This is a genomic window from Catenulispora rubra (genome assembly GCF_015356825.1).
Lineage (GTDB): Bacteria > Actinomycetota > Actinomycetes > Streptomycetales > Catenulisporaceae > Catenulispora > Catenulispora rubra.
On sequence record NZ_JAACYW010000091.1, the window covers coordinates 1 to 23,781 of the forward strand.

Below are 23,781 nucleotides of genomic sequence, written 5' to 3' on the forward strand. Positions count from 1 at the left end.
GAAGACCTGCTTGATCGCGTCGGGGTCGACGGTCAGCGCGTCCTCGCCCTTGACCTTGGTGACGCCGGTCGTCGGCAGCGTGATGAACTGCGCGTTGCCGCCGGTCAGGTTCGAGGCGCTGGCCGCGAAGTCGAGCACGTTCCAGTTGTCGTTCTTGTCGATGACGATGTCGTTCGACACCACCTGCAGCAGCGAGTTCATCTTGCCCAGGTCGCCGAACAGGCCCTCGCTGCGCAGTTTGGCCATCACCGAGGACAGGAACGCCTGCTGGCGGTGCGTGCGGTCCAGGTCGCCGTTGGGCAGGTGGAACCGCTGGCGCACGAACTGCAGCGCGGTGGCCGCGTCGATCGTGGATATGCCGGCCGGCAGTTTGATGCCGGTGCCCGCGCCGTCCTCGATCGGGTCGTAGGCCGGGGCCTTCAGACACACCTGGATGCTGCCGATCGCCTTCACGATGTCGTAGAACCCGACCAGGTTGACCTCGGCGAAGTGGTCGACGTGCTGTTTGGTCAGCTCCTGCACCGCGGCGATCGTCGCCTCGCGCCCGACCTCGCGGCTCTTCGCCTCCAGGTCGGACTTGTTCGTGATCCCGGCGGCCCGCAGCTTGGTCTCGGCGTAGGCCTTGGCGTCGCCGTAGGCCTCCTTGATCTTGCCCTTGCCGTCCCCCGGGAAGTTGGGCACCTGCGCCACCGTCGAGGAGCCGCCCGGCCGGTCGACGTCGCTGTCGCGGGGTATCGAGTACGCCGTGACCTTCCCGCCGTTCGCGGGTATGTGCATGAAGATCAGGACGTTGGTGTTGTACCCGCCGATCGCCGAGGAGCCGGCGTGCAGCTCGTCCTCGACCAGGGACGTCGGCAGGTCGTTGCCGTTCATGTCCTTGCGCGAGTCCAGGCCGACCAGCAGCAGGTTGATGTCGTTGCCCAGGTGCTTGGGGACGTAGCCGCCCTCGCCGGGCTTGGCCGCGTTGGTCGCGTCGGAGGTGTGCAGGCTGTCGTTCAGGCTGCTGTTGACGTACCAGATCGAGCCGGTCGTGATGAACACCGCGGCGCCGACCACTCCGGCCAGTGCGCGGCCGGCGATCAGTGCCGGGGCGAGCGCCTTCTTGCCCGGACGGCCGTCGTCGGCGCGGCCACCGTCAGGGCGGCCGCCTTCGCCGCGCCCGCCGCCGTCGCGGCGGGACCGGCCCGGCGGGCGGGGTGCCTCTTCGGCGCCGTGGAAGTCGTCGTCCTCATAACCCTGGTAACCCTGATCGCCCTGGTAACCCTGGTTCTCCGGGGCCGGGTAGCCGCGCTCTGCCGGGTAGCCCGGTGCCGGCGGCGGGGGATAGCCGCGACCGCGGCCACCGTCGTAACCCCGTCCCTGGTCCTCGCGAGGCCGCCCGCGCTCCGGTCCGGCAGCACGCTCCCACGGCATGGGAGCCGGTTGCTGCCCGTAGCCCTCTTGCCCGTAACCGTCCTGCCCCTGCCCGTACCCGTCGTCCCGCCGACGGCGCCCTTGGCGCGCGTCCCCCTCGCCGTAACCCTCCGGCCGCCACTCATCGGCCACGCCGGGCCCCCTTCTTCTTCCGCTCCTGGACCGTCCCCCAGACGGCCACCGATCCCATCACCACGGCGCAGACCGCTATCACCGGGAACGTGTGCGTGGTGGCGTGCACCAGCCCGACCGCCTCGGCCTTGGTGCCCTCGTAGGGCGGGTTGCGCCACTCCAGCTCCGCCACCGCTCCGACCAGCCAGATCACCGGCGGCAGCGCGGGGATCAGGTACCACAGCCAGTTGGACGCGGCCGCCGCCGCGGCGAGCCCGGCCGCGATGACGCAGACCACTGCGAAGCCCGGGCCGTAGTAGTTGCCCAGGATCTTGCCCACGATCGCCGCGAGCACCGGGCCCAGCCCCACGGCGGCCGCCGGCAGCCACCCGGGCATTCCCGCCAGCAGCGGCGGACGCCCCGACCCTGGCTCGTTCGGCCCGGCGGCCAGGGGCGCGCCGCCGCGGCCTTCGGGACGCGGCGCCTGCCGACGATTGCCGGTGGGACCGCCGGTGGGACCGCCGGCGTTGCTGGGACCGCCGGGGCCTGGGTTCGCGCCGGCACGCCGTGGAACGGGCGGACGGGGTTGCGAGCCTGATGGGCGGCGCGTCTGGGGTGGCATGGGACTCCGAAGTCGAGAGAGGGCGAAAGCCGGACCGGTTGGTGCTCACTACTTGGACGCCGCAGCCCACCCTCAGGTTCGTCACAGACTCGCTACAACCCGAAGCCGCGACCAACCCGCGACCAACCCGCGAGGAACCCGCGCCGGCGGGGTAGGGGTGATTCGCGAGCCTTCCGAGTGCGTGTGACCGAACCGGGTGATCGCGACGTCTGGTCGAGCATAGACGTGAAAACGGATCGGGAGGGCGGGCGTTGATGAGGCTCCGACGCCGAAGCGCAGGACCTGCGAAAACCTCGACATCGGCGGCTTCCGTCCGCGGCGGCGTGCGGCAACTCCGGACGATCATCGCTGTATCGGCGTTGTCACTGTTGGTGACAGTGACCGGATCCACCGGCTATGTCTACCTGCACCTCGACCACAACATCCACACCGCCGGCGACCTGAGCACGCTGCCCGACCGGCCGCCGGCGCTGGTGCCGCCGCCGCCGACGACGAGCACGAGCGGCGGCAGCGCCCCGGCCCCCAGCACGTCGAGCAGCGCACCTCAGGGCCCGCCTATCAACATCCTGCTGCTCGGCTCCCAGACCCGCGACGGTCAGAGCGGACAGTTCGGCGGCTCCGACTCCACGGGCAGCTTCGGCGGCTCGGGCGGCACCGACCTGTCGGACACCTCGATGCTGCTGCACATCTCCGGCGACCGGAAGCACGCCATCGTGGTCTCCATCCCGCGCGACACCCTCGTCGACCGGCCGACGTGCCCCGCCCGCGACGGCAAGGGCACGATCCCCGGGCAGCAGCGGGCGATGTTCGACGCGTCGATGAGCCTCGGCGGGCCGTTGTGCGCGGCCGAGACCGTCGAGCAGTACTTCCATGTACGGGTCGACCACTTCGTGCGGCTGGACTTCAACGGCTTCCGCAAGATCGTCAGCTACCTCGGCGGCGTTGAAGTCTGCATCCCGGCCGGCGGCATCAACGATCCGTTGAGCCACCTCGACCTGCCGGCCGGCCGGCAACTGGTCACCGGCGACGAGGCGCTGGCCTTCGTACGGGACCGGCACGGCCTGGCCGGCGGCAGCGACCTGGCCCGCATCGAGATGCAGAAGATGTTCCTGACCTCGCTGATCACCAAGATCGAGGACGCCGGAACCCTGAACGACGTCGGCCAGCTCTACCAGCTGGCGGACATCACCACGTCGTCGATCACGACCGACGACGCGCTGGGCTCGGTGACGGCGCTGCTGGACCTGGCCGGCCAGGTGCAGGACATCAAGCCGCACGACATCGACTTCGTGACCATGCCGACCGTGCAGGACCAGTTCGATCCCAACCGGGTCGATCCCGCGCCGGACGCCGAGGCGCTGTGGGCGCTGATCCGGAGCGACCAGGCGCTGGACGGGGCGTCCACGGCTGCGGCATCGCCGACTGCGACCCCGACCCCGACGCCGCCGCCGACTGCTACTGGGACTACCCCTTCGCCTACCTCCGGCGGCCCGACTCTGACCGGAACGCCGTCACAGGGATCGTCGCCGCAGGGATCATCAGCACAGGGATCGTCGGCGACCGCGCCATCATCCGGGATAGCGACCGATCTCCAGGACCGACCGGCCGACGCGGACATCTGCTCCAACCTCCCGGCGCCCAATCCCTATGCCGCAGACGGCTCCTGATCCCTGGCTCACCCGATGGTGTTGCCGTGGGCAGGCGGCGCGCTCGGTGCGTGAGAAGATTTCAAGGGTGACCCGAGCCAGTGACCGAGCCAGTGACATCGAGCAGGCGGCCGAGGTGCTCCGCGCCGGAGGCCTGGTGGCCCTCCCCACCGAGACCGTCTACGGCCTGGGGGCCGACGCCGAGAACCCTGCCGCGGTGGCGCGCGTCTACCTGGCCAAGGGCCGTCCGCCCACGCATCCGCTGATCGTCCACCTGGCCGGGGCCGAGCACCTCGACGCCTGGGCCGACGGCGTGCCCGACGCGGCCCGCCTGCTCGCCGAGCGGTTCTGGCCCGGGCCCTTGACGCTGGTCCTGCGGCGTGGGAGCCGGGTGCCGCTGGAGGCGACCGGCGGCCTGGAGACGGTGGCGCTGCGGGTACCGAACCACCCCGTCGCGCTGGAGCTGCTGAAGGCGTTCGGGGGAGGGGTCGCGGCGCCGTCGGCCAACCGGTTCGGCTCGGTCAGCCCGACCACCGCCGAGCACGTCCGGGCCGAGCTCGGCGACGCCGTCGACTTCGTGCTCGACGGCGGCCCCTGCGAGGTGGGGGTCGAGTCCACCATCGTCGACGCCACCGGCGACGCTCTCAGCATCCTGCGACCCGGCGGCGTGACGCGCGAGAGCCTGGAGGAGGCCCTGGGCTCTCCGCTCGCGGTGCCCGACGCCAGCCCGGTCCGCGTGCCGGGCCAGCACCCCTCGCACTACGCGCCGCGCGCCAGGGTCGTCCTGGTCCGGCCGGACGAGGTCGTTGCCGAAGCCGAACGCGCGCAGGACGAGGGCTACCAGGTCGGCGTCTTCCTCCCGCTGGCGCTCGCCGACGCCCCGGTGAAGGCGCACGCGGTGGTGCAGGTGCCCGACTCAGAGGCCACCTACGCGCACCACCTCTATAACTACCTGCGCGAGCTCGACGAGCAGGGCTGCGACCTGATCATCGCGTCGCTGCCGACGGAGTCGGGGCTGGGACTGGCGATCGCCAACCGCCTGCGCCGCGCGGCGGGACCCCGGAACTCCAGCTGAGTGGCGCCGGCCGGGCCGGGTGATCCCCGTCACCTCTGGGATCGATGGGGACCGATGGTGCCGAAGTGACAGCCGGGAGCGCCTGGAAGTGCGCGCGTCCCGCTCCGGTGCGCATGGTGGGGTGACGCGCCCCGAACAGGGCGCCACCGACATGACCGTCGGAAAGGAGCACACCATGAGCGACCTCTCCAACAAGGCTCAGGAAGCCTTCGGCAAGGCCAAGGAGAAGGCCGGAGAGCTCACCGACGACCAGGACCTGGCGACCGAGGGGCGGAACGACCAGACCGAGTCCAAGGCCAAGCAGCTCGCCGACGACGCCAAGGGCATGGTCGGCCATGTGGCCGACCGGGTGAAGGACGTGTTCAAGAAGTAGGACAGACTCCCGGAGAAGTCAGTCAGGGCGTGCCGGGATCCGGCGGTTCGGCTCCCGGCACGTTCGGGTCCATCCTCAGCTCCATGCTCGGCTCCATCGCAGGCGCCGGCCCGGCTGCCAACCCAGCTGCCAACCCGACTGCCGGCCCGGCAGCCAGCTCGGTCGTCGCCAGCAACGGCGCGACCGGCTCCGTCCGCACCGCCGCAGTGTCCAGCGGCAGCACAGCGGCGGCCAGAAAACTCTCCTGTGGCGTCGGCATCGCCGGCTCCACCTCCCCCGTGAGCTCCCCCGTGAGCAGGTCCAGGAACGGCCCCACCTGCAGCCCGCCCTGAGCCGAGTGCCGGAACGGGTTGTCGGGATGGATCACGTAGTGCGTGCGCCGCCCCATGCGGACGCGCTCCACGTACCCGGCCCGCTCCAAGTCCGCGATGATCGCCTGGGTCGCGCGCTCGGTGATGCCGATGACCGCGCTGATGTCCCGGACCCGGGCCCGTGGGTTGCGGGCGATCTCGACGAGGACGTGTCCGTGAGAGGTGAGCAGCGTCCACTTCCGACGTTCGTCTGCCTCCATCCGGCCAGCATATCTCGGCCGGTATGGAACGATGTTGACCTCTGACCGGCTTCACACGCCCCCGGCGCCCCCGGCGGTGCCCCGACGCGCCGTCACGAGCCCCGACGAGCGGTCACGCGCCGTCACGAACCCGGACGCCCGTACCAGTCCACACACACCACGACCGCGTCGTCGTCGGCGTCGGCCGACCGGTGGCCGGCCACCTCGCGCAGGATCGCGGTCGGCACGTCCTCGGCCGGCAGCAGCCCGGAGGCGACGATCCCGCGGTGCAGCGCGACCGTGCCGTAGACCTCCCCAACAGGTGAGAGCGCCGCGTGCGCGCCGTCGCTGATGATAACGAGTCGGTCGCCGGGCTCCAGCTGGAACCGCTGGACCTCGTAGGCGGTCTCCTCGAACATCCCCAGCGGCAGCTGCGGTTCGACGGCGATCCGCTCGGTGGTCCGGCCGCGGCGCAGCCACATCTGCGGGGAGCCGGCATCGACCACGCTCACCACGCCGGTGTCGTACTCGAAGGACAGCAGCAGGGCACTGACATACAGGTCGCCCCGGTGCTGCGCGTAGACGGCCTGGTCGGCCAGCGCCGCCTGGTCGGCCAGCCCGATGCCGGCCCGGCGCGCGTTGCGGAGCGCGTTCACCGCCAGCGAGGTCAGCAGCGCGGCCGTGGTGCCCTCGCCCATGCCGTTGATGACGGTCAACGTCAGATCGGTGCCGGTGACGGCCCAGTCGTAGCCGTCGCCGCGGATCGCGTAGGCCGGTTCGAGCTGCGCGCCGAGGGCGTACTCGCGGCGGCGGCTGGCGCGGCCGGGCAGCAGCTGCCACTGGGTCTCGGCGGCCAGTGTGAGCCGGCTGGCCCGGCGGGCCTGCTGGTAGCGGTCGGTGTCGCGTTCGGCGACGACGATCTCGTGCCCGAGCAGCTGGGCGATCGCCTGCAGCGCCTCGACGTCGGTCCCGGAGACGTCGCCGCCCCCGGTCACGCGGCCGCTGTTCCCGCCGTCGTCCCCGCCGTCGTTCCCGTCCCCGGCATCGTCCCCGCCGACGACCGGCAGCCGCGCGGTCAGCGTCCCGTGCCGGTCTCCGCGCACCGTCACCGGCACCGTGACGATCACGGTCCCGTCGGCTTGCTGCTGGAACTGCGCCAGCTGGCTGGCGAAGGCCTTCCCCTCGGCGCTGGCGTGGATCGGCAGGGTCCCGGCCGGCGCCGGCCCGCCGACCGGCGCGAGCACCCGCAGCGCGTAGTCGGCCAGGTGCACCTGGACGCCGTCGATCCCCATGCCCAGCAGAACGGCGCGCACGGCCTCCGGCAACGCCTCGGGGTCGGCCGAGCGCAGCGCGCGCTCCACGGTCGGATAGTCGATCACTTCGGTTCCTGATTCTACGGGGAGGGCGCGGGTGGTCGCCCCGGCGCGGCAGTGGCACAGTGGTGGCGTGCACCAGGATCCGCCGCCGCCCGAGAAGGTCGCCGAGACGGCGGCCGCGCTCGCGGAGTTGCTGGACGCCTTGCACGGCCGGGGCATGGAGTCACTGCCCGGCGGCCCGGTCCCGCCGTCGCAGCTGCGGGCGTTGCGGGCCATCGAGCGCTCCGAGGGCGTCAACCTGCGCGCGCTGGCCGAGGCCCTGGGCACCAGGCCGCCGGCCACCAGCCGCCTGTGCGACCGCATGGAGGCCGACGGACTCGTCCGCCGCACGCCGAGCGCCAGCAGCCGCCGCGAGGTCGAGCTCTGGCTCAGCCCGCGGGCCCGCCGAGTGCTCGCCGAGATCCGCTCGGCCCGGGTGCGGGAGCTCCAGGAGGTCATGCAGACGCTGCCGCCGGACTCCCTGGCGGGGCTGTCGACCCACCTCGGGAGCCTGCACGCCGCGATCGAACAACGGCTGGGGTCCTCGCCGACCTCCGTTTCCGAGACGGAGGAGACGGAGGAGTCGGACGCGGCCGGTCCGGGAACAGGCGAGTCGGGAGCCGGTGAGCAGGAGAGCAGCGCAGCCTGACCGTCCACTCGCCTCCCTCCCGCCGCCGCCGTACGTGTCGCATCGTGTTCGTGCTCCACGCTTTCGGTGCCCCACACGTTCGTGCTCCACGTTCCGTAGCGCGACCGGGATCCGGGCGCCGCGCCAAATGTTGCCACATGTAAACGATTAACTCTAAGGTCTGTCGGGGCAGCCGCGGAGCTGCCCCGGCCGAGTCGTCCGTACCGCGGGAGCATCACATGAACACCTTCGGTCACACGGTCACCGACCACGGCGACCATCTGCGCCTCATATTGACCGGCGACGTGGACTTCGCGGCCCACGCCGTCCTCGCGGAAGAACTCGGCGCGCTGGTGGCCGGCGGACGTCCGGTCGCCGTCGACTGCGCCGGCGTGACGTTCCTGGACTCGATGGGTCTTCGAGCCCTGATTGAGGGCCTGCACGCCGCGGACGCCAAGGGCGTGGCGTTCGAGCTGGCCGACCCCTCCCAGCCGGTGCTGCGGGTGATGGAGCTGTCGGGAACGACGGAGCTTTTCGCGATCCGGGGTATGAAACCGGAAGATTCAGGCCTCTCCAGACGTCTGTCGTGCGGTCCGACGGGGGAGGAAGATGACTCAGGTCGGCGCAGTCAGCGGCAGGATTCGCCAGGTGCGATCGGGTAGAGAACAGGATGACTGATGGACGACAGGGCTGAGCGTGCGGCCTCCAACGGGCGGACCGTGATGCCGGGCGGGCCGGAGGACTCGGAGGCGGCGGGCCTGAGCCAGCTGCTGGCCGGCCTGACCGCGGTCCGCGACGGCGATTTCGGCACCCGGCTGCCCGAGCACGGCGACGGGCTGCTGGTCGAGATCGCGACCGTGTTCAACGGCATGGTCGACCAGCTGTCGCTGTTCACCTCCGAGGTGACCCGGGTGGCCCGCGAGGTCGGCACCGACGGCCGGCTCGGCGGCCAGGCCGAGGTGCCGGGGGTGTCCGGGACCTGGAAGGACCTGACCGACTCGGTCAACGCCATGGCCGGGAACCTGACGACCCAGGTCCGCGACATCGCCCAGGTGGCGACCGCGGTGGCCAAGGGCGACCTGTCGCAGAAGATCGACGTGGACGCCCGGGGCGAGATCCTGGAGCTGAAGAACACCCTGAACACGATGGTGGACCAGCTGTCCTCCTTCGCCGACGAGGTGACCCGCGTGGCGCGTGAGGTCGGCACCGAGGGCCGCCTCGGCGGCCAGGCCGACGTCAAGGGCGTATCAGGGACCTGGAAAGACCTCACCGAGTCGGTGAACTTCATGGCGAACAACCTCACCGACCAGGTGCGGTCGATCGCCGAGGTGACCACGGCCGTGGCCAAGGGCGACCTGTCCCAGAAGATCACGGTCGACGCCCGGGGCGAGATCCTTCAGCTGAAGAGCACGATCAACACGATGGTCGACCAGCTCTCCGCGTTCGCCGATGAGGTCACGCGTGTGGCCCGCGAGGTCGGCACCGAGGGCATGCTCGGCGGCCAGGCGCAGGTCCCCGGCGTGGCCGGCACCTGGCGCGACCTGACCGACTCGGTCAACTTCATGGCCGGCAACCTCACCGCGCAGGTGCGCTCGATCGCGCAGGTGGCCACGGCGGTAGCCAAGGGCGACCTGACGCGCACCATCGACGTGGACGCCCGGGGCGAGATCCTGGAGCTGAAGAACACCCTGAACACGATGGTGGACCAGCTGTCCTCCTTCGCCGACGAGGTGACGCGCGTGGCGCGCGAGGTCGGCACCGACGGTCGATTGGGCGGTCAGGCCGACGTCAAGGGCGGCGTGTCCGGGACCTGGAAGGACCTCACCGAGTCGGTCAACGTCATGGCCGACAACCTCACCGCGCAGGTGCGCTCCATCGCCGAGGTGACCACCGCGGTGGCCAAGGGCGACCTGTCGCAGAAGATCCGCGTCGACGCCCGCGGCGAGATCCTGGAGCTGAAGGAGACCATCAACACGATGGTCGACCAGCTCTCGGCGTTCGCCGACGAGGTGACGCGGGTGGCCCGCGAGGTCGGTACCGAGGGGAACCTCGGCGGCCAGGCCACGGTCCGGGGCGTGTCCGGGACCTGGAAGGACCTGACCGACAACGTCAACGTCATGGCCTCCAACCTGACCGGCCAGGTGCGCTCCATCGCGCAGGTCGCCTCCGCGGTGGCCAAGGGCGACCTGTCGCAGAAGATCACGATCGAGGCCCGCGGCGAGGTCGCGGCGCTGGCCGGGGTGATCAACACCATGGTCGACACGCTGTCGGCGTTCGCCGACGAGGTGACCCGCGTGGCCCGCGAGGTCGGCACCGAGGGCACGCTCGGCGGCCAGGCGCGGGTGCCGAACGTCGCCGGGACCTGGAAGGACCTGACCGACAACGTCAACTTCATGGCGAACAACCTGACCAACCAGGTCCGCAACATCGCGCAGGTGACCACGGCCGTGGCCCAGGGCGATCTGACGCGCAAGATCGACGTGGACGCGCGCGGGGAGATCCTGGAGCTGAAGACCACCATCAACACCATGGTCGACCAGCTGTCCTCGTTCGCCGCCGAGGTCACGCGCGTCGCGCGGGAGGTCGGCAGCGAGGGCCGGCTCGGTGGGCAGGCCGAGGTCGAGGGCGTGTCCGGGACCTGGAAGCGGCTCACCGAGAACGTCAACGAGCTGGCCGGGAACCTGACCCGGCAGGTCCGGGCCATCGCCGGCGTCACCAGCGCGGTCGCCGAGGGCGACCTGACGCGGTCCATCACCGTGGACGCCTCCGGCGAGGTCGCCGAGCTCAAGGACAACATCAACTCGATGGTGGAGTCGCTGCGCGAGACCACCCGGGCCAACCGCGACCAGGACTGGCTGAAGTCCAACCTGGCCCGTATCAGCGCCCTGATGCAAGGCCGCCGGGACCTGGCGGTGGTCGCCGAGCTGGTGATGGACGAGCTGACCCCGCTGGTCGGGGCCCAGTACGGGGCGTTCTTCCTGGCCGAGGAGGCCGCCGACGGCAGCGGTACCGAACTGCGCCTGATCAGCTCCTACGGCGACCCCGGCGACGACCGGCCGACCCGCTTCCGGCTCGGCCAGTCGCTGATCGGCCAGGCGGCGCGCAGCAAGCGCGTCATCGCCATCGACGACCTGCCCGGCGACTACGTCGCGCTGGGCTCGGCGCTGGGCCGGACCGCCGCGGCGAGTCTGGTGGTGCTGCCGATAGCGGTCGAGGACCAGGTGCTGGGTGTCATCGAGCTGGCCTCGATGCACCGGTTCACGCCGGTGCACCGGCAGTTCCTGGAACAGCTGATGGAGACGGTCGGCGTCAACGTCAACACCATCGTCGCCAACGCGCGGACCGACGAACTGCTCGGGGAATCGCAGCGGCTGGCCGCCGAGCTTCAGGCACGTTCTGGCGAGTTGCAGGTGCGGCAGGAGCAGTTGCAGACCTCGAACGCGGAGCTGGAGGAGAAGGCCGCGCTGCTGGCGACTCAGAACCGCGACATCGAGACGAAGAACCTGGAGATCGAGCAGGCTCGGCAGGAGCTGGAGACCCGGGCGCAGCAGCTGTCGCTGGCGTCGAAGTACAAGTCCGAGTTCTTGGCCAACATGAGCCACGAGCTGCGCACGCCGCTCAACAGCCTGCTGATCCTGGCGCAGCTGCTGGCGCAGAACTCGAACCGGAACCTGACGCCGAAGCAGGTCGAGTACGCGGGCGTAATCCACTCCGCCGGTTCGGACCTGTTGCAGCTGATCGACGACATCCTGGACCTGTCGAAGGTCGAGGCGGGGAAGATGAACGTCGATCCCGAGCGGGTGTTCCTGCAGCGGCTGCTGGACTACGTCGAGGCCACGTTCCATCCGTTGACGACGCAGAAGGGTCTGGAGTTCCGGGTCCGGACGGCGAACGGGATCCCGGGGGAGATGCTGACCGACGACTCCCGGCTGCGGCAGGTGCTGCGGAACCTGCTGTCCAACGCGGTGAAGTTCACCGAGACCGGCGGCGTCGAGCTGAGCATCGAGCAGGCTACCGTCGAGGAGCTGCCGGGGAACGTGCGGGACCATGGGCCGGCGTTGGCGTTCCGGGTGAAGGACACCGGGATCGGGATTCCCGAGCAGCAGCTGGAGACCATCTTCGGGGCGTTCCAGCAGGCCGACGGGACGACCAGCCGGAAGTACGGCGGGACGGGGCTGGGGCTGTCGATCAGCCGGGAGATCGCGCAGCTGCTCGGTGGCGCCATCACCGCGCACAGCGTGCTCGGGGAAGGCAGTACGTTCACTTTGTACCTGCCGGTCGCGCATCCGGATTGGGCGGAGATGACGTCCTCTGACGGCGCGCATGGCGACTTCGGTTTTGCAGCCAGTGGTGCCGCCGATTCTGCCTCCAGTACCGACAACGGTGCCGCCGCCAACAACGTAGACAGCTTTGTTAACACTGGTCACGCGGGCTATACCGCAGTTTCGGCGTCCGGAGCGCGGCGGTCGGGGGCCGGGGCTGCTACTGAACGTGCCGTCGCCGAGGCCTCGCCGCGTCGGCTGCTGGTCGTCGAGGACCAGGCGCGCGGCCTGCTGTCGCTGGTCGCCGAGAGCGCGGCCGAGGATCTGCTCGCGGGCCGGGAGCGGCTGGGCCCGCACGCGCAGGTGCAGATCAGGACTGCGGTCGGCGCGCAGGAGGCGGCGGCCATGCTCGCGGCTGAACCGCACCACTGCGTGGTCCTGGAACTGGACATGGCCCAGGACGGCGCGGCGCTGTTCCTCCAGGCGCGCACCGCCGACCCCGCCCTGCGCTCGATCCCGGTCCTGGCGCACCACAACAGGACCCTGCGCGGCGACCAGGACCGCCTCCTGCGCGCCCACGCCGAGCTCTACCCCCTGGAGCTGCTACCGAGCCTGGACGAACTGCGCGAACGCATCGTGCTCCACCTCGGTGCGGAGCACCCCGACGACGTCGTCCCCCTCGGACTCCCCGGCCGCGAGCGCCTCGCCGAACTCCCCGACAGCGGCGGCCGCCTCGCCGGCCGCAGCGTCCTGGTCATCGACGACGACGCCCGCAACCTCTTCGCCCTCACCGGCATGCTGGAGATGCACGGCATGCGCGTCCTCGACGCCGAGGACGGCGTCAAGGGCATCCAGGCGCTGCAGAACGACCCGAGCATTGAACTGATCCTGATGGACGTGATGATGCCCGAAATGGACGGCTACGAGGCGACGGCCCGCATCCGCACCATGCCCGAGCACGCCGACCTGCCCATCATCGCCGTCACAGCGAAAGCCATGCACGGCGACCGCGAAAAGAGCCTCGCCGCCGGCGCCAACGACTACGTCACCAAACCGGTCGACGCCGCAGTGCTCATCGAGAGCATCCAGCGGGTCCTGGGCCTGTGAGCGACGAAGCGGAGAGGACACCGCCCGGACCCGACCGCACCGCAGCGCACTCCCCGGCGGAGGATGTTGCCGCGCCGCCCGATGGGCTCGCTGGTGCGCAAGCCGCCGAGCCCACTGCCGCGCTCGCCGATGCGCAGCCGACCGCCGCACCGGGTTCGCAAGCCGCCGCATCCACCGCCGCGCAGTCCTCCGCCCTGCCGCGCCCGCAGGCTGCCGAGCTCGCTGGTGCGCAAGTCACCGCCCCCACCGATGCCCAAGCCGGCGTGCTAGCTGGCGCCCGTGCCGAAATGCTTGCCAGCGCGCATCTCCCAGCCGCGCCAGCTCCCGCGCCCGCCGCCGGCATCGGCCGCCTCGCAGCCACCGTCGGCCGCCTCCAGTCCCTCCTCCACGACGCCGAGTCCAGCGCCGATGTCCGGGTCCTGATCGCCCTCGCGCGCGGCATCCTCATGGAGCGCCTGCACATCGCACCCGCGGCTGCCGCACGCCAGCTGGAGGAACTCGCCGAGCGCAGTGGGGTGCCGGTGGTCGAGCTCGCCGCCGACATCGTCAATGAGATCGCCGGTGATCCGCTCGGTGAGGTGGCGCGCGCCGCAGTCCCGGATCCACGGCGGGACACCTCCGGGGCGCAGGCGCTCAATGTTCGGCTGCGGGCGGCCGAAGCCGGCGTGCTGACCGCCTCCGATGTGCACGCCGCCGCCGGCTCCCTGCACCGCCAGGCGCTGGAGCCGCTCGGCGCCGTCGCGGTGGCGGTCTGGGCGCTGGCCGCCGACGGCTCGCTGCTCCTCGCCGGGCACTCCGGTTTCCCCGCTGCCGAGGCGCGGAGCTGGCACCAGACGCCGCCCGGGGTCGAGACCGTGGCGCGTCGTGCTATCCGCACTCGCTCCACGCACTGGAGCAAGGGGTCGGACCGCGCTCCGAGCATCGGTGAGCGCACGTTCGGCCCCGACGCCGCACGCGTCGCGATCCCGGCACAGCTCGGCGGGCGGCTGCTCGGCGTGCTCGAGGTCTGCTGGCCCGGGCCGGTCGGCGAGCTGCCGCAGCCGGTGCACCGCCAGCTCCAGGCGCTCGCCGAGCTCTGCGCGCACACGCTCGACATCATGCCCGCCGCGGATCAGCCCGGCGGATCCGCCGGATCCGGCGTGTCGGGCGCGCCCGGCGGCCCGAACGGCCAAAGCAACCAAGCCGGCCCCGGCCAAGGCCCCGCCGTCGACCCCGGCCTGAGCGACCTCCTCGACGGCCTCCTCGAACCGGCCCTCGTCCTCCAACCCCAGTACGACGCCGCCGGCGTCCTCGCCGACTTCCGCATCGTCCACGCCAACCGCCGCTTCGTCGACCCCGTCGGCCGCCCCTCCGCCGCGATCCTCGGCACCCCCTTCCTCCAGGCTTACCCCCTGTCCGCGGAGGACGGCGGCCTCTACGAACGCATCGAGCACGTCCACGCCACCGGCGAACCCTCCCACCACGACCGCGTCGTCCTTAGAGCCCTGATCGCCGGCATCCCGGTCTCCACCTCCCTCACCGTCGGCATCAGCCGCCTCGGCCGCCGCCTGGTCCTCATCTGGCACCCGGAGGACGAGGAAGCCCGCCTGGCCCGCCTCCTCCAGCACGCCCAGCGCCTGGGCCGCATGGGGGGCTTCGAGGAGAACCTCCTCACCGGCGAGGTCACCTGGAGCAGCGAGCTGTTCGAACTGTTCGGCCTGCCGACCACCGCGCAGCCCGTCCCGATCCGCGAACTCGCCGCCCACGCCCACGCCGACGACGTCGCCGCGATCTCCCGCTTCGTCCGCACCGTCCTGCACCACCGCACCCACGCCTCGGCCGCCTTCCGTCTCCAGCGCGGCGACGGCGTCCAGCGCTACATCCGCATCGTCGCCGAGCCTGTGCTCGAAGACGGCACCATGACCGCCGTCCGCGGCGCCTGCCAGGACGTCTCCGCGCAGCATTGGACGGAGATCGCCCTGGCCGCCACCCGCGACCGCCTGGAGCACAGCGAGCGCGAGGTCGAAGAGGGCAACCGCCTGACCCTGCGCCTCCAGCGCGCGATCATGCCGGTCGCCCCGACCCTGATCGACGCCATGGGACTCCAGATAGCGACCCGGTACCGCCCGGCCGAGAAGGGCCACCTGGTCGGCGGCGACTGGTACGACGCCGTCGTCCTACCGAACGGCCGCATCCTGCTGGTCGTCGGCGACGTCGCCGGCCACGGCATCGACGCCGCCACCGAGATGGTGGCGCTCCGCAACGCCCTGCGCGGCCTCGCGGCGACCGGCGCGACCCCGTCGCAGATGCTCAACTGGCTCGGCACCGTCGCCCACCACATGTCCGGCAACGTCGTCACCGCCACCGTGATCTGCGGCATCTACGACCCCGAAGACCGCGTCTTCCGCTGGTCACGCGCCGGGCACCCGCCGCCGCTGCTGGTCCGCGACGGCGCCACCGTCGTCCCCCCGATGCCCGACGGGATACTGCTGGGAGCGCTGGGGGAAGCCCGCTACGAGGAGCAGACGCTGCAACTCCAGCAGGGCGACAGGCTGCTGATGTACACCGACGGCCTGATCGAACGCCGCGACCGCGACATCGAGGAGTCCCTGGCGGACCTGCTCAAGCTGGTCCAGCCGGACATCGACTCGCTGGAGGGGCAGCTGGAGCACCTGCTCCTGCACAGCAACGCCGACACCGACGACGACACGTGTCTGATCGGGGTCGAGGTGCGATGAGTGCTTACGCGGTCACCGTGAACAGTTCCTTGACGCCGGCGAGCTCCAGCACCCGCAGCACCGGCTGCGAAGGCGCCGCCAGCGTGATGACGCGACCGTTCGTCGAGGCGCGCTGCATGGCGTGCACCAGCACGCGCAGCCCCATCGAGTCCAGAAAGGTGACCTGCGAACAGTCGATGACGAGATCGGACGAGCCGTCCCAAGCCTCCTCGACATCGGCCTGGAACCGGGCGTGCGCGGCGAGGTCGACGTCCCCGACGACGGTGAGCAGCACGTGGTCCGCGAACCGCTCCGCGGTACAAGAGAACTCCATGACGGCTCCTAGTCCTCGACCCCGTAGCTGACCCCCTCCGGCGTCGAGCCGACGGTAGCGGACACCAGCTTTCGGTATCGCCGCGGGCTCTGTCAACCGACACATGAACTACTTCTCGTGATTCGCACTTCGTGGGTAAGCTGGCCCCGAAGAGACAGGGCGGAGAGCACACATGGATCCTGAATCGCAGCCCGAATCGACGTCTTCGGCGGTGTCGGCGGCCTCGGCGTCGGCCTCGGCGTCGTCTACAGCACCCGCGTCGGCGGTCTCGGAAGCCGAGCCCGAGCCGGAAACGGTCCTTGTCCGCGTCCCCGCGGACCCCGACTACCTGGCCGTCATCCGATCCGCCAGCGCCCACGTCGCCACCAAGTTCGGCTGCACCCTGTCCGAGGTCGCCGACTTCCGCCTGGCCGTCGACGAAGCGTGCGGCCTGCTGCTCCGGCACACCGTCGGCGACCTGCGGGACCCCGGCGCCGGGGACCTGGAGTGCCGCTTCGTCCTGGAGCCCTCGGTGCTCCGCGTCGTCCTCAGCCGCCAGGCCCGGGACGTCGCCCGGCCCGCGGACGACGACTTCGGCTGGACCATCCTCAGCGCGCTCGTCGACGACATCATCTGGCGCGTCGACGGACCGACGGTGCACGTGGAGCTCGTGAAGCGCCGCACGGCCGGGAGCTGAGCCGATGGACACCCCCGCCCCGCCGGACGACTATGCGCGCGAACGCGCCGCGGCCCGCGCGGCCCTGGTCCGTCTCCGAAGAATGCCGTCCGACGACCCCGAGTACGAATCGCTGCGCGAGCACGTCATCGGCGAGTACATGTCCTACGCGCGCTATATAGCGGGCAAGTTCCGTCAGCGCGGAGAAGCGCAGTCGGACCTGGAGCAGGTGGCGTACCTCGGCCTGGTCAAAGCCGTCGACAACTTCGACCCCGACTACGGCGCGGCGTTCCTCACCTACGCCACCCCGATGATCGCCGGCGAGGTCAGGCGCCACTTCCGCGACACCACCTGGGATGTGCACGTCCCCCGCAGGGTGCAGGAGAACGCCCTGGCGGTCCGGGCCGCGGAGCGCGAGCTCACCCAGGAGCTCGGCCATCCGCCGAGCGCCGCCGAGATCGCGAAGCGCCTGGAGCTGTCGGCGGACGAGGTCGCGGAGGCCTACGAAGCCGGCGCCGCGCACCACGCCGCCTCGCTGGACGTGCCGACCGCCATGTCCGACGGCGACGGCGCCAGCCTGGGCGACCTGCTCGGCGACGACGACCCCGGCTTCGAGCTGGTCGTCAACCGGGAAGCGCTCAAGCCGCTGCTCGCCGAGCTGAGCCCGCGCGACAAGCGGATCCTGTTGATGCGCTTCTTCCGCAACATGTCCCAGGTGCAGATCGCCGAGGAGCTCGGGGTCTCGCAGATGCAGGTTTCCCGGCTGCTCTCGCGGATCCTCGGAGACCTTCGGCAGGGCGTCGAGGCCGAGCGCTGAGCACTGCTCGCCCATCAGTTCGTTTAACGCGCGCCGAAGCGGTAATCCGTGGACAGTGTCGCTCGACGACGCGGTCCGGTGTCGGAGCCCGGAGCGCGGAAGGACGCCGGCCGACTCCGAGTCTTGAAGTGCATGCCGTCGGCCCGTCGTCTGTGTGAGGTGAGAGCATGAGCAGGCTTCCCTTTGCTGCTCAGGACCCGGTCGCCGCGGAGTCGTTCCGCCACGAGGCGTTCCTGTACTCCGGTGACGAGCACTTCGTCGCGGGCACGTCCGCCTTCGTGCAGGGCGCGCTGGAGGCCGACGAGGCCGTGCTGGTCGCGGTCGTCGAACCCCGCGCCACGCTGCTGCGCGATGCCCTGGGCCGCGACGCGGAGCAGGTCCGCTTCCTCGACATGGAGACCGTCGGCCGCAATCCCGCACGGATCATCCCGGCCTGGCAGGACTGGGTCGACCGGCACGCGTCCGACGCGCGCGGATTCCGGGGGATCGGCGAGCCGATCTGGGCCGGCCGCACGCCGAGCGAGGTGGCCGAGTGCCAGCAGCACGAGGTGCTGCTCAACACGGCGTTCGACGACGGTCCGGGCTGGTGGCTGCTGTGTCCGTACGACGTCGCCGCCCTGGCCGGGCCGGTGATCGAGCGGGTGCACGCCGCGCACCCCAACGTGTTCGTCGACGACGTCCGGACGCCCAGCGCCAGCTATCCGCACAACGGCGTCGGCGCCGGCTCCCGTTCCGGCTTCGGTCCGGCGTTCGACGAACCGCTGGAAGAACCGCCGGGACCGGTGTGGGAGATCTTCTTCGACCTGGCGAGCCTCGGAGAACTCCGCGACCGGGTCGCGGAGTTTGCGGAGTTCGCGGACCCGGCGGTCGACAAGCGCGGGACCGACAACGCCGTCCTGGTCGTCAGCGAGCTGGCGGCCAACAGCATCAAGTACGGCGGGGGAGCGGGGATCCTGCGGTTATGGCGCGACGGCCTGAGCCTGGTGTGCGAGGTGCGGGACGACGGCGTCATCACCGATCCGCTGGCCGGTCGGCGCCGTCCCTCGGTGCTCGTCGGCGGGAAGGCCGGGCTGTGGATCGCCAACCAGGTGTGCGACCTGTTGCAGATTCGGTCGGCACCGGGAAGGGGAACCACAGTCCGGGCCCGCCTCGGAATCACAGGTCATTGATGAGCCGGCGGAGGATTCCCCCCAGAAGGAGGTAGCACACCGCGGCCAGACCGTAATTCAACACCACGTTCAAATCGTGGCTGTCCGGCGTGAACAGGTTCAGGAACCAGGTGGCGAACCACGCCGCCCAATCGCCGTCCGTGCTCACGATGTCGTTTCCGCCGTTGGCGTTGAGCAGCACGAAGACGATGTGGCCGATGATGATGACCGCGATGATCGCGGTCGCCAGGAAGACCAGGTCGCCGGGTGCGCGTCGGTGGTAGAACCGTGTGCGGGTCTCAGTGGTCACCAGAGAGATCCTTTCTCGGCAATGTAATCGATGGCTGGCTTGCGGCCTCATCCCCGATACCCGATCCACGGAAATGAAACTGTGGATCTTATGCTGCGAGGAACGGCAGTAGAGATGGCAAGTAAACAATTCCGGTGGGCGGCCGCGAAGAAGGCTTATACCTTTTGTCGCCCGGGTTTCCCGGCTTCCCTGGCCTCCCCGACCGCCCGGGCCGCCGCCGCGAGCCGATCCCGGTCCTCCAGGATCTCCAGCGTGCGAATCCGTTCGGCCTGCTCCCACACCACGCGCTCGCGCTCGACGAACTCCCGCAGCTTGCCGTCCCGCCGGCCGCACCCCGGCGCGTGCCGTGCGACAGCCTGCCGCTCCGCCTCGGTCAGCTCGGCCATCCAAGCCCCGCCGACGATCTCCTCGGCGGCCCAGACCACGTCGTGCTCGGACACCTGCGCGACCAGCCGCGAGTACGCGGCCCGCCTCCTCCTGGCCTTCCACGGTCCCATGTCTGCTCCCTGATCCTCGCTGCGTAGGTCACCCGGTGCCCGGCTTCTTGATCGTCTAACAGGCGGGTTCCGCTCGGTTGTTTGCCGGTCCCGGTTCTGGACACAGACGGTGCCTACGACAAGCGAGAGAGGACTTCCGAGATGCCGGACACCCTTGAGTACGTGATAGGCAGCCGCGTCCGATGCGCCGGGGAGGAGTGCGGCGAGCTCGAGTTCGTGGTCGTCGATCCGGTCGCCGACAAGCTGACCCACCTCGTGGTGCGCCCCGACGCCGAGAGCGAGCCGCGCCTGGTGCCGGCGCACCTCGCCGTCCCCGGCCCGGACGGCGTCGAGCTGAACTGCACCCGGGCCCGCTTCGACGAGTTCGAACCCGCGGTCCAGACCTTCTTCCAGCCCGGCGCCGAACTGACCGGGCTCACCGGACTCCCCGGTCCGCAGCCCGCGACCACGACCGTGGAGCGCCTTCCGGTCGGTGAGGTGAGCGTCCGTCGTGGGGAGCGCGTGCACGCCGTCGACGGCGAGATCGGCCGGGTCCGAGGCCTGATCGTGGTCCCGCCGAACAGCGAGGTCAGCCACGTGCTCCTGGACGAGGGCCACCTCTGGGGCCGCAAGCGCGTCGCGATCCCCATCCGGGACGTGACCGGGATCGACGCGGACGGCGTGGCCGTGCGACTGGCCAAGGATGAGATCAAGGACCTGCCGCCGGTGGACGTCGATGGCCTGTAGAAAGGCAGAGGGTCTGTAGAAAAGCATCAGAGCGGCATCAGCCGCTCCAGAACGGAGGAACGCCCCATGCCGCCGCTGCCCGCCGCCGTCGATCCGCAGGCCCTGACGTCCGTCCTGGACGGCCGCTGGGCCCTCCTGCGCGCCGATATCCGAGCCCAGATGGCGGCCGAGCCATACCGCGACGCCGTCGACCTCAGCGTGGACGCGCACCGAGCCAGGGTCTTCGACCAGCTCCAGGCGCTCGCCGCGACCGACCGCCCCGGGCTCGGCTTCGACAAGGCCTACGGCGGCGGGGGCGACATCGGCGGCTCGGTGGTCTCCTTCGAGATGCTCGGCTTCGGCGACCTCTCGCTGATGGTCAAGGCCGGCGTGCAGTGGGGCCTGTTCGGCGGCGCCGTGCAGCTGCTCGGCACGCAGCCGCACCACGAACGCCACCTGAGCCGCATCAAGGACCTGGACCTGCTCGGCTGCTTCGCGATGACCGAGCACGGCCACGGCTCCGACGTCCAGCACCTGCGGACCACCGCGACCTACGACCCGGCCGCCGCCGAGTTCGTCGTCCACACCCCGGACCGCGGCGCCGCCAAGGAGTACATCGGCAACGCCGCGCGCGACGGCCGCGCGGCGGTGGTGTTCGCGCAGGTGGTCACGCATGGCGAGTCGCGGGGCGTGCACGCCTTCTTCGTCCCGATCCGCGACGACGCCGGCGCTCCGGCGCCCGGCGTCACCATCGAGGACTGCGGCCCCAAGGCCGGCCTCAACGGCGTCGACAACGGCCGCCTGGCCTTCGACCACGTCCGCATCCCGCGCGAGGCGCTGCTCAACCGCTTCGGCGACGTCGCTCCCGACGGCACCTACAGCAGCCCGATCGAGGGCGACGCCCGCCGCTTCTTCACCATGCTCGGCACCCTGATCCGGGGCCGGGTCAGCGTCGGCGGGAGCGCCGGCAGCGCGACCAAGCGCGCGCTGGCGCTCGCTGTCCGCTATGCCGAGCAGCGCAGGCAGTTCACGAAGCCGGACGGCGAGGAGGTCGTGATCCTCGACTACCTCGGCCACCAGCGCAAACTGCTGCCCGCCCTGGCCACGACCTACGCGCTGCACTTCGCCCAGGACGAGCTGGTCGCCGCGCTCCACGACACTGCCGCCGACGCGCCCGAGGAGGACCAGCGCGAGCTGGAGTCCCGCGCCGCCGGGCTGAAGGTCGCCAATACCTGGCACGCCACGGCTACCATCCAGGCCGCCCGCGAGGCCTGCGGCGGCGCCGGCTACCTCGCCGAGAACCTGCTGCCCGGGCTGAAGGCCGACACCGACGTCTTCACCACCTTCGAGGGCGATAACACGGTCCTGCTCCAGCTGGTCGCCAAGGGCCTGCTGACCGGATACAAGGACTCGTTCCAGAACCTCAGCCCGCTGGCGACGGCGCGCTTCGTCGCCGAACGCGTCCTCGGCGCGGTGGCCGAGCGGACCGCGGCCCGCAAGGTCGTCGACCGGCTGACCGAGGGCGACGACCGCGAGGCGCTGGCCGACAGGGACTGGCAGCTGAAGTTGTTCGAGGACCGCGAGCAGCACGTCCTGGAAGGCGTCGCGGACCGTCTTCGCAAGGCGGGGAAGGACCCGTTCGGCGTCTTCAACGCGGCTCAGGACCACGTGCTGCGCGCCGGCCGCGTTCACGTCGACCGTGTGGTGCTGGAAGCGTTCGTCCGCGCGATCGCCCGCTGCCCGGACCCCGGCGCCAAGGCCCTGCTGGAGCGGGTCTGCGACCTCTACGCGCTGGCGAACATCGAAGCGGACCGCGCCTGGTTCCTGGAGCACGGCCGGTTGAGCGCCGGACGGTCGAAGGCGGTCATCGCTGCGGTGAACGCGTTGTGCGCTGAGTTACTGCCGCATGCGCGGACGCTCGTGGACGCGTTCGGGATCCCTGAACAATATCTGGCCGCGCCGATGCTCGAAGGCTGATGCGCTGCCAGCACACGAAAGGGCCGGGCCGGCCCGAGCGCTCGGGCCGGCCCCGCGGGCTGCTACCAGCGCCCGTACCAGCGGCGACGGCCACCGCCGGCGGCGCCTCGCCGCGGCGGATGCCGAAGCCGATCAGCCAGGCGGCGAACACGATCACGGCGATCACCCACAGTGCGTGGACGGCGAAGCCGAGGCCGCCGAGCAGGAGGGCCAACAGGAGGACCAGCAAGATGACGCCCATGACGGTGAATCCTTTCCGCGGGCTGCGACGGAGGTGAATCCGGAGCCCGGTCGCGTCGTTGTGAAGCGTCCTTCTGGCCCGCGAGCGGCCGTTCAAACAGCTTTCGGTGAGCGGTTTTCCCGTGCTCAGCCGCGAACCGCGAAGACCACCAGCGACGCGATCCCGGCCAGCGAGCAGTACGCGGCGAACGGTGTCAGGGTCCTGGTCTCGAAGTAGCGCACCAGGAAGCGCACCGAGAGGTACGCGCCGATCCCCGACAGCAGCGCGCCGACGAGCACCTGGCCGCGGATGCCGTTGCCGAGGGGGCCGGTGAGGTCCGGGACCTTCAGGATGCCGGCGGCCAGGATGACCGGTGTGGCCAGCAGGAACGAGAAGCGCGCGGCGTCCTCGTGCGAGAGTCCGCGCAGCAGGCCGGCGACCATCGTCACGCCGGAGCGGCTGACGCCCGGCAGCAGGGCCAGGATCTGCGCCGCGCCGATGAGGGTGCCCGGGCCGATGCCGATGCGGGAGAGGCGGAGGTCGGAGGCCACGGGGTCGCCGGGTTGGGTCGCCGGGTCAGCCGTAGCCGTATCCGTAGCCGCCCCGGTGCCTGAATCCACGCCCGCACCTCCGGCCGCCGCCGTGCCTGAATCCGCGCCTACGCCTACGCCTGGGCCCGCGCCTCCGGCCGTCGCCACCGACCGCCGCCGAAGCAGCTCGCCTCCGTAAAGGATCACGCCGTTGACCGTCAGGAAGATCGCCGCCGGCACCGGACGCCCCAGCGTCGTCCGGAACGTGTGCTCCAGCAGCAGCCCGGTCAGGCCGACCGGGATCGTGGCGATGATGAGCAGCCATGCCAGCCGCTGGTCCGGGGTCTCGACGCGGCGGTCGCGCACCGAGGTCAGGAAGCCGCCGATGATCCGCAGCCAGTCCCGCCAGAAGAACACCAGCAGCGCCAGCGCCGTGGCGACGTGCAGCCCGACGATGAACGCCAGGTACGGCGACTCCGGCGCGGAGACGTCGAGGTCACGCGCCCAACGCCCGCCGATCAGCGCCGGGATCAGCACGCTGTGTCCCAGGCTGGAGACCGGGAACAGCTCGCTGACGCCTTGGAACAGCCCGACGACGATCGCCTCGGGATAGGTCAGGTGCGACATCGGGACCTCGCCGGCCGTGGTCGGATCGCTGGACGCGACCACGGTAGGGCACGACGGCGCGGCCTGGGAACCGCTTCGCGGCAAGGCCGTGCCCTCGTCCGGCCCGGGCAGGGAGCGGCGGCT

20 protein-coding genes and 1 pseudogene are annotated in these 23,781 nt (G+C 71.0%); 12 read left to right on the forward strand and 9 right to left on the reverse strand.

The features are described from left to right. The coding region (locus tag GWK61_RS59735; RefSeq protein WP_323747728.1) for an LCP family protein at positions 1–1,545 on the reverse strand (1,545 nt) is incomplete at its 3' end. Beyond that, on the reverse strand, positions 1,535–1,921 hold the full coding sequence (locus tag GWK61_RS24255) for a hypothetical protein (RefSeq protein WP_194911586.1): 387 nt from the start codon (positions 1,919–1,921) through the stop codon (positions 1,535–1,537). The genes GWK61_RS24255 and GWK61_RS59735, both read right to left, overlap by 11 nt. Before the next feature lie 602 nt (positions 1,922–2,523). Here GWK61_RS24255 and GWK61_RS24260 point away from each other — a divergent pair. From GWK61_RS24260 to GWK61_RS24270, 3 genes are all read left to right on the forward strand, one after another. Further along, positions 2,524–3,813, forward strand: coding sequence for an LCP family protein (locus tag GWK61_RS24260; protein WP_194911588.1), 1,290 nt, complete (start codon positions 2,524–2,526; stop codon positions 3,811–3,813). Positions 3,814–3,880: 67 nt separating this feature from the next. Beyond that, the gene (locus GWK61_RS24265) at positions 3,881–4,867 is read left to right on the forward strand and encodes an L-threonylcarbamoyladenylate synthase (protein WP_323747729.1); all 987 of its coding nucleotides are present in this window, start codon (positions 3,881–3,883) and stop codon (positions 4,865–4,867) included. A 175-nt stretch (positions 4,868–5,042) separates the two neighbouring features. After that, positions 5,043–5,240: a CsbD family protein gene (locus tag GWK61_RS24270; protein WP_194911590.1), complete on the forward strand. Its 198-nt coding sequence runs from the start codon at positions 5,043–5,045 to the stop codon at positions 5,238–5,240. A 22-nt stretch (positions 5,241–5,262) separates the two neighbouring features. Here the strand turns inward: GWK61_RS24270 and GWK61_RS58645 are convergent, their stop codons facing one another. Continuing rightward, positions 5,263–5,811, reverse strand: coding sequence for a helix-turn-helix transcriptional regulator (locus GWK61_RS58645; RefSeq protein ID WP_194911591.1), 549 nt, complete (start codon positions 5,809–5,811; stop codon positions 5,263–5,265). 122 nt (positions 5,812–5,933) lie between these two features. Next, positions 5,934–7,169, reverse strand: a complete 1,236-nt coding sequence (locus GWK61_RS24280; RefSeq protein ID WP_323747730.1) for a PP2C family protein-serine/threonine phosphatase — start codon at positions 7,167–7,169, stop codon at positions 5,934–5,936. A gap of 67 nt (positions 7,170–7,236) precedes the next feature. Between GWK61_RS24280 and GWK61_RS24285 the strand changes: the two genes are divergently transcribed. The 4 genes from GWK61_RS24285 to GWK61_RS24300 all read left to right on the forward strand — a co-directional run bounded on the left by GWK61_RS24285 (position 7,237) and on the right by GWK61_RS24300 (position 15,859). Next, entirely contained in the window at positions 7,237–7,794 is a 558-nt protein-coding gene (locus GWK61_RS24285; RefSeq protein WP_323747731.1) for a MarR family winged helix-turn-helix transcriptional regulator, read from the forward strand. Between the two features lie 218 nt (positions 7,795–8,012). Next, on the forward strand, positions 8,013–8,435 hold the full coding sequence (locus tag GWK61_RS24290) for an STAS domain-containing protein (RefSeq protein WP_194911592.1): 423 nt from the start codon (positions 8,013–8,015) through the stop codon (positions 8,433–8,435). Positions 8,436–8,495: 60 nt separating this feature from the next. Then, entirely contained in the window at positions 8,496–13,142 is a 4,647-nt protein-coding gene (locus GWK61_RS24295) for a HAMP domain-containing hybrid sensor histidine kinase/response regulator (protein ID WP_194911628.1), read from the forward strand. 287 nt (positions 13,143–13,429) lie between these two features. Continuing rightward, positions 13,430–15,859 (forward strand): SpoIIE family protein phosphatase, encoded by a 2,430-nt coding sequence (locus tag GWK61_RS24300; protein WP_194911629.1) that lies wholly within the window; start codon positions 13,430–13,432, stop codon positions 15,857–15,859. A 4-nt stretch (positions 15,860–15,863) separates the two neighbouring features. Here the strand turns inward: GWK61_RS24300 and GWK61_RS24305 are convergent, their stop codons facing one another. Further along, positions 15,864–16,172, reverse strand: a complete 309-nt coding sequence (locus GWK61_RS24305) for an STAS domain-containing protein (RefSeq protein ID WP_194911593.1) — start codon at positions 16,170–16,172, stop codon at positions 15,864–15,866. Between the two features lie 172 nt (positions 16,173–16,344). On the opposite strand from GWK61_RS24305, the gene GWK61_RS24310 reads away from it, so the two are divergent. From GWK61_RS24310 to GWK61_RS24320, 3 genes are all read left to right on the forward strand, one after another. Further along, positions 16,345–16,848 (forward strand): ATP-binding protein, encoded by a 504-nt coding sequence (locus GWK61_RS24310; RefSeq protein ID WP_194911594.1) that lies wholly within the window; start codon positions 16,345–16,347, stop codon positions 16,846–16,848. Positions 16,849–16,852: 4 nt separating this feature from the next. Beyond that, positions 16,853–17,644, forward strand: coding sequence for a SigB/SigF/SigG family RNA polymerase sigma factor (locus GWK61_RS24315; protein WP_194911595.1), 792 nt, complete (start codon positions 16,853–16,855; stop codon positions 17,642–17,644). Positions 17,645–17,811: 167 nt separating this feature from the next. Continuing rightward, entirely contained in the window at positions 17,812–18,813 is a 1,002-nt protein-coding gene (locus tag GWK61_RS24320; RefSeq protein ID WP_194911597.1) for an anti-sigma factor RsbA family regulatory protein, read from the forward strand. On the opposite strand, the gene GWK61_RS24325 is transcribed toward GWK61_RS24320, so the two are convergent. Further along, positions 18,800–19,102: a hypothetical protein gene (locus GWK61_RS24325; RefSeq protein WP_228562868.1), complete on the reverse strand. Its 303-nt coding sequence runs from the start codon at positions 19,100–19,102 to the stop codon at positions 18,800–18,802. The two genes, GWK61_RS24320 and GWK61_RS24325, sit on opposite strands and share 14 nt — an antisense overlap. A 155-nt stretch (positions 19,103–19,257) precedes the next feature. Next, entirely contained in the window at positions 19,258–19,599 is a 342-nt protein-coding gene (locus GWK61_RS24330) for a hypothetical protein (protein WP_194911599.1), read from the reverse strand. 141 nt (positions 19,600–19,740) lie between these two features. Between GWK61_RS24330 and GWK61_RS24335 the strand changes: the two genes are divergently transcribed. Together GWK61_RS24335 and GWK61_RS24340 are read left to right on the forward strand one after the other, a co-directional pair. Continuing rightward, positions 19,741–20,325 (forward strand): hypothetical protein, encoded by a 585-nt coding sequence (locus GWK61_RS24335; RefSeq protein ID WP_194911601.1) that lies wholly within the window; start codon positions 19,741–19,743, stop codon positions 20,323–20,325. 66 nt (positions 20,326–20,391) lie between these two features. After that, positions 20,392–22,281 carry an acyl-CoA dehydrogenase family protein gene (locus GWK61_RS24340; RefSeq protein ID WP_194911603.1) on the forward strand — a complete coding sequence of 630 codons (1,890 nt, stop codon included), beginning with the start codon at positions 20,392–20,394 and terminating at the stop codon, positions 22,279–22,281. A 62-nt stretch (positions 22,282–22,343) separates the two neighbouring features. Here GWK61_RS24340 and GWK61_RS60900 read toward each other — a convergent pair. Together GWK61_RS60900 and GWK61_RS24345 are read right to left on the reverse strand one after the other, a co-directional pair. Beyond that, positions 22,344–22,522, reverse strand: a pseudogene (locus GWK61_RS60900) (hydrophobic protein). Positions 22,523–22,647: 125 nt separating this feature from the next. Next, entirely contained in the window at positions 22,648–23,658 is a 1,011-nt protein-coding gene (locus GWK61_RS24345; protein WP_194911631.1) for an undecaprenyl-diphosphate phosphatase, read from the reverse strand. Between the last annotated feature and the right edge of the window lie 123 nt (positions 23,659–23,781).